This window comes from Thiohalocapsa sp. (assembly GCF_022340605.1).
GTDB lineage: Bacteria > Pseudomonadota > Gammaproteobacteria > Chromatiales > Chromatiaceae > Thiohalocapsa.
The window spans coordinates 1-8,911 of sequence record NZ_JAJDNQ010000003.1 but is presented as its reverse complement, the minus strand read 5'-3'; the positions used below and the strand labels follow the sequence as shown (position 1 = coordinate 8,911).

The 8,911-nt window shown below is 72.7% G+C and carries 8 protein-coding genes; all 8 read left to right on the top strand.

Going from position 1 to position 8,911, the window contains the following annotated elements; translation table 11 throughout:
• A partial coding sequence (locus LJE69_RS00145; RefSeq protein WP_296919909.1) for a hypothetical protein occupies positions 1–277 on the top strand: 277 nt, incomplete at its 5' end.
• A 33-nt stretch (positions 278–310) separates the two neighbouring features.
• Entirely contained in the window at positions 311–1,195 is an 885-nt protein-coding gene (locus tag LJE69_RS00140; RefSeq protein ID WP_296919907.1) for a prohibitin family protein, read from the top strand.
• Positions 1,196–1,272: 77 nt separating this feature from the next.
• Entirely contained in the window at positions 1,273–3,423 is a 2,151-nt protein-coding gene (locus tag LJE69_RS00135; RefSeq protein ID WP_296919904.1) for an ABC transporter substrate-binding protein, read from the top strand.
• A gap of 15 nt (positions 3,424–3,438) precedes the next feature.
• Positions 3,439–3,639 (top strand): hypothetical protein, encoded by a 201-nt coding sequence (locus tag LJE69_RS00130; protein ID WP_296919901.1) that lies wholly within the window; start codon positions 3,439–3,441, stop codon positions 3,637–3,639.
• Positions 3,636–5,438, top strand: a complete 1,803-nt coding sequence (locus tag LJE69_RS00125) for a hypothetical protein (protein ID WP_296919898.1) — start codon at positions 3,636–3,638, stop codon at positions 5,436–5,438. The genes LJE69_RS00130 and LJE69_RS00125 overlap by 4 nt, the downstream gene beginning before the upstream one ends.
• A gap of 9 nt (positions 5,439–5,447) precedes the next feature.
• The gene (locus LJE69_RS00120) at positions 5,448–6,248 is read left to right on the top strand and encodes a DnaJ domain-containing protein (protein ID WP_296919896.1); all 801 of its coding nucleotides are present in this window, start codon (positions 5,448–5,450) and stop codon (positions 6,246–6,248) included.
• Positions 6,220–6,801: a hypothetical protein gene (locus LJE69_RS00115; protein WP_296919892.1), complete on the top strand. Its 582-nt coding sequence runs from the start codon at positions 6,220–6,222 to the stop codon at positions 6,799–6,801. Before LJE69_RS00120 ends, LJE69_RS00115 begins: the two co-directional genes overlap by 29 nt.
• A 161-nt stretch (positions 6,802–6,962) precedes the next feature.
• Entirely contained in the window at positions 6,963–8,423 is a 1,461-nt protein-coding gene (locus LJE69_RS00110; RefSeq protein WP_296919889.1) for a class I adenylate-forming enzyme family protein, read from the top strand.
• Positions 8,424–8,911 lie beyond the last annotated feature (488 nt).

Genomic DNA, 8,911 nt, shown 5'->3' with positions numbered 1-8,911 from the left:
CGGCAGCGCGCCGGTGCTTTCCGTGATCGGCCTGAGCTCGGGCGCCAAGCTCGTGCCGGGCATCGGTTCGTTGTTCGGCAGCGGCGGTGTCGCCGTGACGGGCGGGGCGCTCACCTACGCGGTCGGCCAGGTCTTCGTCCGCCACTTCTCGGGTGGTGGCGACCTGTTCAACGTCGACCTCAAGGCCATGCGCCGGCTGTTCAAGCGCAAGCTGAAGGAAGGCGAGGCCGCGGTCGCGGAGGCACAAGTCGCCAAGGACACGGAGCAAACGGCCTGATGCACGGGCCGCGCGGCACCCGCACCAGCTGACATGGCCGCCGCCGCGACGGGCCCGGACACGCTGGCCGAGGGACGCTCGCCATTCGCGCGCTGGGTCGGTCGGTTGCTGCCGGTGCTGCTGATCGTCGTGCTCATGTCGGTGCTGGTTTCCGCCCTGCTGTGGCGGCGGGTCTTCGTCTCCATCGAGCCCGGCGAGGCGGGGGTGCTGTACCGCTTTTTCACCGGCACCGTCACGGACCGTGTCTACCGGGAGGGGCTGCACGTCATCTCCCCTTGGGACACCATGGTCCACTACGAGACGCGCCGGCAGGTGGCGATGCACGCCTTCGACGTGCTGTCGGTGCGGGGCCTGCCGGTGCACCTCGAGCTCGCCATCCGCTACCAGCCGCAGGTGGAGCAGCTCGGCCTGCTGCATCGGCGCATCGGTCCAGACTACGCCGAGCGCGTCGTGGTGCCGCAGACCGAATCCGTGCTGCGGCGCGAGCTCTCGCGCTACACGGCGGAGCAGATCTACACCAACGAGGGTGGGTTGCTCGGCGCCGCCGTGCTGCTCGCCCGCGACGAGGTGGGGCGCAATTTCGTCGACGCGGAGGACATCGTCATCCGCAGCGTCACATTGCCGGACCGGGTCAAGGCCGCCATCGAGGACAAGCTCGAGCAGCGCCAGCTGCTCGCCTCCTACGACTTCCGCCTCAGGACCGCGGCGCAGGAGGCCGAGCGCAAGCGCACCGAGGCGCGCGGTATCCGCGATTTCCAGGCCAAGGTGGACGCGACGCTGACACCCCGGCTGTTGCGTCACGAGGGCATCCGCGCCGCGCGCGACCTGGCCACGTCCGCCAACGCCAGCGTGGTGGTGATCGGCGCCGAAGAGGGTGGTCTGCCGCTGGTGCCCGGCGGCGGTGGTCCGTGGCGCTGAGCCGGGCGTGCGCGCGGCTGCGGCGATGCCGTGGGCGCGGAGCCGGCAGGGGCGTCGCGCTGCTGCTTGTCACCACCTTGCTGGGCGGTTGCGGCCACCAGTACGGCAACCTGGCCGAAGCGCGCGTCGCCTATGCACGCGAGGCGCGGGGGCCGGTGGTGATCGCCGCGGTGGAGGACCCGCTCGGCCCGGGCTTCGTCCAGGGCATCGAGCTTGCTGCGCAGGAGATCAACGCCGCTGACGGCGGCCTGCTGGGCCGGCCGCTTCAGGTGCGCCGGTTCCCCGGCAGCAACGACTTGCGTCAGATGCGCGGGGTCGCGAGGCAGATCGCCCAAGATCCGCGCATCTCCGTGGTGCTGGGCCACCGCCGCTCAGAGGTGGCGGTGCCGGCGTCGGTGATCTACGAGGGCGCGCAGGTCTTGTTCCTGCCCGCCTTCGCGACGGCGGAACAGCTTACCCGGCACGGCTTCGACTTCGTGCTGCGGACGCTGCCGGACAACGCCACCATGGCGGCGCAGACCGCGAGCGTCGCCGATCTGTTCGGCCACCGGCGCATCGCGGTGCTGCACAGCCGCGACGACTCTGCCCGCGAGCTCGCCTTCCTGTTCCAGGACGAGGCGCGTGCACGCGGTATCGACATCGTCTACAGCGCGTCGTTCTTCGAAGGCGAGAGCAATTACCGTGGGCTGCTCGGCCAGCTCAACGCGGTGGAGTTCGACGCCATCTACCTGTCCGCCGAGCACGAGGCCGGCGCGCGCGCGCTGCGGCAGCTGCGTGAGCTGGGCTTCGAGCAGCCGGTGTTCGGCTCTGACCGCCTCGCCTACGGCAACTTCATCGAGCTGGCGGACACGGCCGGTGACCGCGTCGTAGCGCCCGGCGTGTACGACGTCGGCACGCCGGGGCCGCGCAACCGCGCCTTCGTCGACGCCTACCGCGCCGCCTATAGCACGGAGCCCGGCCAAGACGCGGCCCAGGGCTATGACTTGGCGCGGCTGTTTGCCGACATTGTGCGCACCGCCGGCAGCACCGAGCCGCGCGTGCTGGCGACCACGGCGCACTATGGGCCGCCTCGCGCGGGGGTCACCGGCATCTTCGCCTACGACCCGCGCGGCAACGTCTACGGGAAGCTATTTGAATTTCGCGTGCTGCGCTTCGGGCGCTGGTGGCCGCTGCCCGGCGTCACCGCACCCTACCGCCTGACGAGCTTCCGCGCCGCGCGGGCGGAGATGGCGCGCCAGGAACAGCAGCAGGCGACGCCCGCCGGCGACGGTGCGGCGGCCGGGGCGCCGGAGGGCGCCCCGGCCGCAGCCATGCCGGCCGAGCAAGCGGCCGGTGGCGCGGGACCGGCTGACGCGGCCGCCGTTGCATCGGCCGAGCCCGGCGCAACGGCGGACGCGACCCCAGGCGCTGCTTTGGGCACTGCCGAGACTGCGCCCGACACGCTCAGCCTCGACACATTGACCACCGCACGCCTGAGCGCCGCCGAGCGCAACCGCATCTGGCTGACGCTGGCGCATGAGATCCTGGGCTTCAAGCGTCTCGGCCTGGTGGTCCCGCAGACCGGTGCCGGCAGCGCGGCGGTGGGTCTCGCGCGGACGCTGGCAGACGCGCGCGGCTTTACGGTGGAGATCTGTGAGCTGCCGGCGCCGGACGACCCTGCCTCTGCCCCTGCTCCCGCCGAGTCGCGGACCGCCCCCCGGCACGCAACCGGGCTGCACCGCCCCGAGCCTGAGGGCAGCGCTGACCAGGCCCCGCTGGAGCGGGCCGCCGTGCGCTGCTGGAGCCGTCTGGCGCGCACGGTGGACGCCTTGTTCGTGGTCCCCGACTCGGGGCTCGCGCCCACGCTGGTGCGCCGGCTGAACCGCACCTTGCGCGATTTCGGCGTGCCCGCCTTCGCGCTGGCGCAGACGCTCGACGCTGACCTGGGGCTCACCCTGGGGCTGGTCGCATCCGGAGTCGACCTGGACGACCCCCGCGTGGCGCTGCGCTTCGACGGCGTCCTGCGCGGGATGAAGGTGCATGCGCTGAACCGCAAGCTCACCAACCTGCCGGCGGTGAGTGCCGACCTCGCCGCCTTCTCCGAGCTCGGGATCCGGCCCGACCCGCGGCTGCTGACGCTGGTTTCCCGTGCCATCGAGCCCGGCTTCATGGCGGCACGGCCGGCCACGTCGGCGGGCGATGCGGCCGCGGCCTCAGCTGCCGGTGACGGCGCGTCCGCCAGCCACTGACGAGTATCCAACGCCATGCCTCCCCTGAATCAGTTCCTCATCATCGGCATCTACATCAGCGCCGCAATCCTGGTGGCCTACCTCGGGCGGCGCCGGAAATGGGGCTACTGGGGCTATCTCTGGTCATCGATCCTGTTCACACCCCTGCTCGGGCTCTTGTTCGTGCTCGCCGCCGACCCGGCGCCGAAGAAGCTTGGCAAGGAGTCGCCGCGATGAGCCCGACAGACAGTGCAATCGCGGTGCAGGGGCGCCGCCGCGGCGGGGCGGCAGCCTGGTCGGCGGCCCTCCTGATGGTGCTGCTGGCGGCGTTGGCGCTGGCAGCGTCGCCGCGCGCCGCGGTAGCCGCTGCCGCGACGGCGGCCGAGGGTGCTGCCGATGAGGCGTCCGCCGAGCCGTCGCCGGAGGAGGTCCTGAATGGGCTGGCGCAGCAGGTCGATGGGCTCGACCAGGGCCTCAAGACCCAGCAGGAGCAAATCGAGGGCAACCGGCAGGCCATCGCGCAGCAGGGCGAGCGGCTGGATGCCGAGCTCAAGCGCATGGACCCGATGTCGCTGCGGCTCGACTCGCTGGCGCAGCAACTGGAACAGGCGCAGGCGCAGCTGGAGAAGCACGAGTCGCGCATCGAGGACAACTCGGTGAAGCTCTATGAGACGCTGATGGGCAGTGGCGACACCGCCCAAGCGATCGACGCGCTGCGCGCCAAGGTGCAGGGCCTCGAGCGCGCCCTGCGGCGGGCGTCGGCGGCGCCGCCGGCCGTCGAGAACGGCGCCGAGACCGGCGCGGCGGACGCTACGGCAGCCGGGGGCGAGCGCGCCCGTGCCGCGCTGCTGCCGGCCGCGCTGGGCCTGCTGCTGCCAGCCGGCATCCTGCTGTATGCCGTCGCCCGCGCCGGCTGGCCTGCTGCAGCCGGTGTCCCCGCGGCGGCTCGCATGAGCGCGCCCGCGTTGCTGCTGGCGCTCGGCGGTGCCGCGCTCGGCTTCATGGTGCTGGGCGTCGGGATTCGCGACGGCGCCAGTTCCGGCGGCCTGCTTGGTGCACCCTTGGCCTTTCTGCCCGCGTTGTTCCGGTTGTCGCCGGACGCCGGATTGCCCGATATCGCCGGCGCGCTGCTGGAGCAGTTGCCGCTTGTGGTGGCGATGGCGCTGCTGGTAGCCGTCACCGCCGGGCCGCGGCTGTCCGCCGCCGGCGGCTCGCTGGTGGGCGTAGTGCTCGGCGGGCTGCTGCTGCCGCTGTTCGGCCACTGGACCGCCCTCCCGGCCGGCGGTGACGCGCAGGCGGCCGGCTGGCTGGTACGGCACGGCTTCAGCGACAGCGGCGGCGTCGTGAGCGCAGCGCTGGTCGGTGGCAGCGCGGCGCTGGGGTTGGCGCTTGGCCTGGGCAGGCGTGCGGCGGGACGGCCGGACACCGGCGCCGCCGGCCACGAGCCCGCGCTGCTGGTGGTGGCCGTGCTGCTGCTCTGGATCGGCTGGCTGGTGCCGCGTCTGGCCGCCGCCGAGGCGGACGCGGCTGCGGCGTTGATGCTGTTGAGCTGGGCGTCGGCAGTCGGTGCGGTCATGACTTCGGCACTGTTCGGCGCCCTGTTCCGCGGCGGGCGCGGGCGCTTGCGGGGCCTGCCGGCGGCGCTGGTGGCCGGCGTGGTCGCGGCGCCCGCGTTAGGCACGCAGGCGGGTGCGCTCACGGCGCTGATCTTCGGTGCGCTGGTGGGATTACTGCACACGCTGTTCGCACCGCTCCTGCAGCGCCGCGATACCGCCGCGGAACCGGCCGCAGCCTTCAGCATCGCAGGCCTTTGCGCGGCGCTGGCACCGGCGCTGGTGGGGCCGAATGGGTACCTGTTCATGCCCGTCGCCGAAGATCTGCCGATGCAGCTGCTCGGTGCCGGCGTGGCGTCGGCCCTGGGCCTCGGCGGTGGTTTGCTGCTGGGGCTGGCGCTGCGGCTCATGCCCGGGCTGTCGTCCGCTCGCGCGGCGAGCGCCAAACGGCCGCAGGCCGAGGCCGCGGTGACAGCGGCCTGATGCGTTGCCATGTCTTGGTGGGGCAAGGCGTTTGCAGGCGGAGTCGCGGGCCTGATCGGCGGTCCTATGGCCGCGCTGGCGGCGCTGGGCATCGGCCACCAGATGGACCGGGATCTGCGCGGCCTCAAGCGCGCCTACGCGCCGGTGCGCGATGTGCGTCTGCGCGAGCGGCTGTTGTGCCAGCGGCGCACGGCGCTGTTCTCGCTGGCTGGCGCGTTGGTGCGTGCCGCGGCATCGCCGCCGGCGCGGCGCGCGGCGGTGCTGGAGGGGTTGCTGGCGGCCGAGGGGCTGGATGCGTCCGGGCGTGAGCGAGCGCGGGTGCTGTTCCGTGATGGGCAGCGCGCCGACTTCCCGCTGACCGCGGTGGTCAGCCAATTCCGCCGTGCGTTTCAGCGGCGCCCGGACCTGGCGCTGGCGCTGCTCGGCACGCTCTCACCGCTGGTCGAAGACCTCGATGCGGGCGCCCCGGCGCGGCAGCTGTTGCAGGACATCGCCACCCGCCTGGGTGTCCGCTCGCGCCGGCTGGAGCGTCTGGTGGCGGCGTGGCAGGCGGAGCGCCAGCGCCTGCGCGCTGGCGGCGGCGACCTGTCGCGGCGGGCCGCGGCGGAGCTATTGGGCGTGCCGGTGGGCGCGTCGCGCGCCGAGGTGACGCGTGCCTATCGCCGCCTGTTGAGCCGGCATCACCCGGACAAGCTCGCGCATCTCAACCCGTCGCCGGAGGAACTGGCCGCGGCCGCCCGCCGCACCGACCAGATCCGCAAGGCCTACCGGAGACTGTCCCGTGACTGGACCGACCGAACCCCGATTTGAGCCCCGATCTGAACCCTGTCCCGAGGCCCGGCCGGCGCGCACCGGCGCCGCACACCTGGGCGCGGACCTGCGCCTGGCCCTGGCCGAGTCGCGCCTGGTGCGCGCCGAGGCGGAGGGCATTATCCGTAACCACGTCATCGCCGGCAGCACCCTCGCCATGGCGCCGCTGCCGCTGCTGGACGGCATCCTGCTGTTCAATCTTCAGCTCAACCTCATGGGGCGCCTGGCGGATCACTACGGCGTGGCCTTCAATCGCTTCTATGCGGGCGTGGCCGCGTCCATGCTCAGCGCGTCGCTGCCGGTGCTGGCCACCGGTGCCTGCGTGTCGTCGCTGAAGCTCTGCCCCGGCTTCGGCAGCCTCGGCGCCGGCGCCACGCTGTCCAGCCTCGCGGGCGTGGTCAGCTATGCCACCGGCAAGGTGCTGCTGGAGCACTTCGAGGCCGGCGGCACGCTGGAGGACCTGTCCACGCGCGCCTTCCGCGCCCGCTTCCGGGCCGCGCTGCGCGAGGGGCCGGCGGGCGTGCGCGAGCTGCTGACCGGCCAACCGTCCTGAGCCGCGCCCGGGTCTTATGCAGCGTTCCGGCGCGAGCCTGTTCGTGCCGCCCGGCAACCACGCCCGTGGGAGCAGCACCTTTCACATGCTGCCGCACGCGCCGCTGGCGGCGGTCGCCCGTCCGCGGCACCATGTGCGATCCGTGGAAATTGACGCTCGCCATGCCCGCATCCGATCCGAACCGACCAGCGCGTGCATTGCCGCAGCCGGCGACGCCGGCGCTGGCGATGGCGGACACCCATTGGCCTGCCGCGGCTGTCGCGGCGCAGGCCGCAGAGCTTGCGCAGCGATTGTCGGTGGCAGGGCTTCGCGCCGGGCAGGTCGCGCTCCGCGCGGCGGATGATCCGGTCCATCTGCTGCTGTTGCAGCACGCGCTGGCCCGCCTCGGCGCCGGGCTGTTGCCCTATCCCCCGGAGCTTGCAGCGGCGGCGCTCGATGCGCTTGCGGCCGGCGTGGGTGCCGAGTGGCACTGGCAGCGCGGCGCGGTGATGCCCACGGGCCGCAGGCGGGCGCTTGCCGCCGACGCGGCCTGGCCGGCGCTGCTGGTGCGCACCAGCGGCAGCAGCGGCGTGCCGAAGTTGGTGATGCTGACGGCCGGGCAGCTCCTCGCCTCCGCCGCGCGGGTGAACGCGGCGCTGGACCTGCGCCGCGGCGATCAATGGCTTTGCGTGCTGCCGCTCTCCCACATCGGCGGGCTCGCCATCGGCTGGCGCTGTGCGCTGGCGGGGGCGACGCTGCGGCTGGTGGGTGCCGGCGACGCGCGGGCGCCCTTGGTGCCACGCCACGGCGATGTGGGCTCCGAGCCCGCGCGGCCGGGTTTCGACGCGGCCGCGGTGGCCGGTGCGCTGGCCGGCTATCCCGTCACGCATGTATCCCTGGTGCCGGCGATGCTGGCGCGGCTGCTGGAGGTCATGCCCGCGCCGCCGGCGTCGTTGCGGGTGGCGCTGCTGGGTGGCCAGGCGCTGCACCCGGCGCTGGCGCGCCGCGCGGTGGCCGCCGGCTGGCCACTTTATGTCAGCTACGGGATGTCCGAGACGGGGTCGATGATCGCGGTGGGGCGCTGGCAGGATGACGACGCTCCCGGCACGTGGGTGGGTCTGCCGCTGCCGGATGTGGACCTGGACTGCGCTGGGTCCGACCAGGCGCCGCGCGTGCTCCGGCTGCGCGGGCCGATGCTGATGGCCGGCTACGCCGACGCGGCGCGGCGCCCCGGCATCGGGCTTGCCGACGGCTGGCTCACCACCGCTGATCTGTGCCGGCTGGATGCCGACGGCGCGCTCCGGGTCTTCGGACGGGCCGATGAACTGGTAGTCATCGGCGGCGAGCAGGTCTCCCCGGCCGCGGTGGAAATGAGGCTCGCTGGGTTGCCGGGGATGCGCGAGGTAGCCGTCGTCGCCGTGCCGCACCCCACCTGGGGCGCGACCTTGGCGGCCTGCTGGAGCGGGTCGGCAACACCGGCAGCCGTGGACGCCTGGTGCCGCGCCGAGCTGCCGGGCCGCGAGCGCCCGCGCCTGTTGCGCCGCTTCGACGCGCTGCCGCTGCTGGCCGCCGGCAAGCCGGACCGGGCGGCGCTGCGCGCGGCAGTGGTCGAGCACGGCGAGGCGACGGACCGTGCTCGCTAGTACCTGATGCTGCGCAAGGTCGCCCATTCGAGCCGAGCGCTAGTACCCCGTTTCAGCCAATTTTGCAGGCGTCAACCCGGTTGAGGCCGGAGCCGAGGAACCCGGTCGAAGTCTCTGCTCGTGGTCGTGGTCGTGGTCGCGGTCGTAATCGGATACTCGACAACGACAACGACAACGAAAGCAAAGTTGGGAGAAACGCTGCACCAGTTGGTTGCGCGACGGTCAATATCCCTTGCTACCATGTGTATTCTACAATTTGTCAATGCGGCGGTCCCCGGTTCGTTGCCGGAAACGCCATGGACTGCAAATGGAGAGATGACTCATGAAGCGCTGGATCCCGATACTCCTGGTGGCACTCGCGGCACTGGGCTGCACCATGGCCCCAGCGGCGCAGAAACCCTCGCAGGCGCAGCGCGCCGATATCGAGCGATTGCTGGCCGTCTCGGGCGCGGAGGATCTTGCCAAACAGATGGGCAAAGCCACGGCTG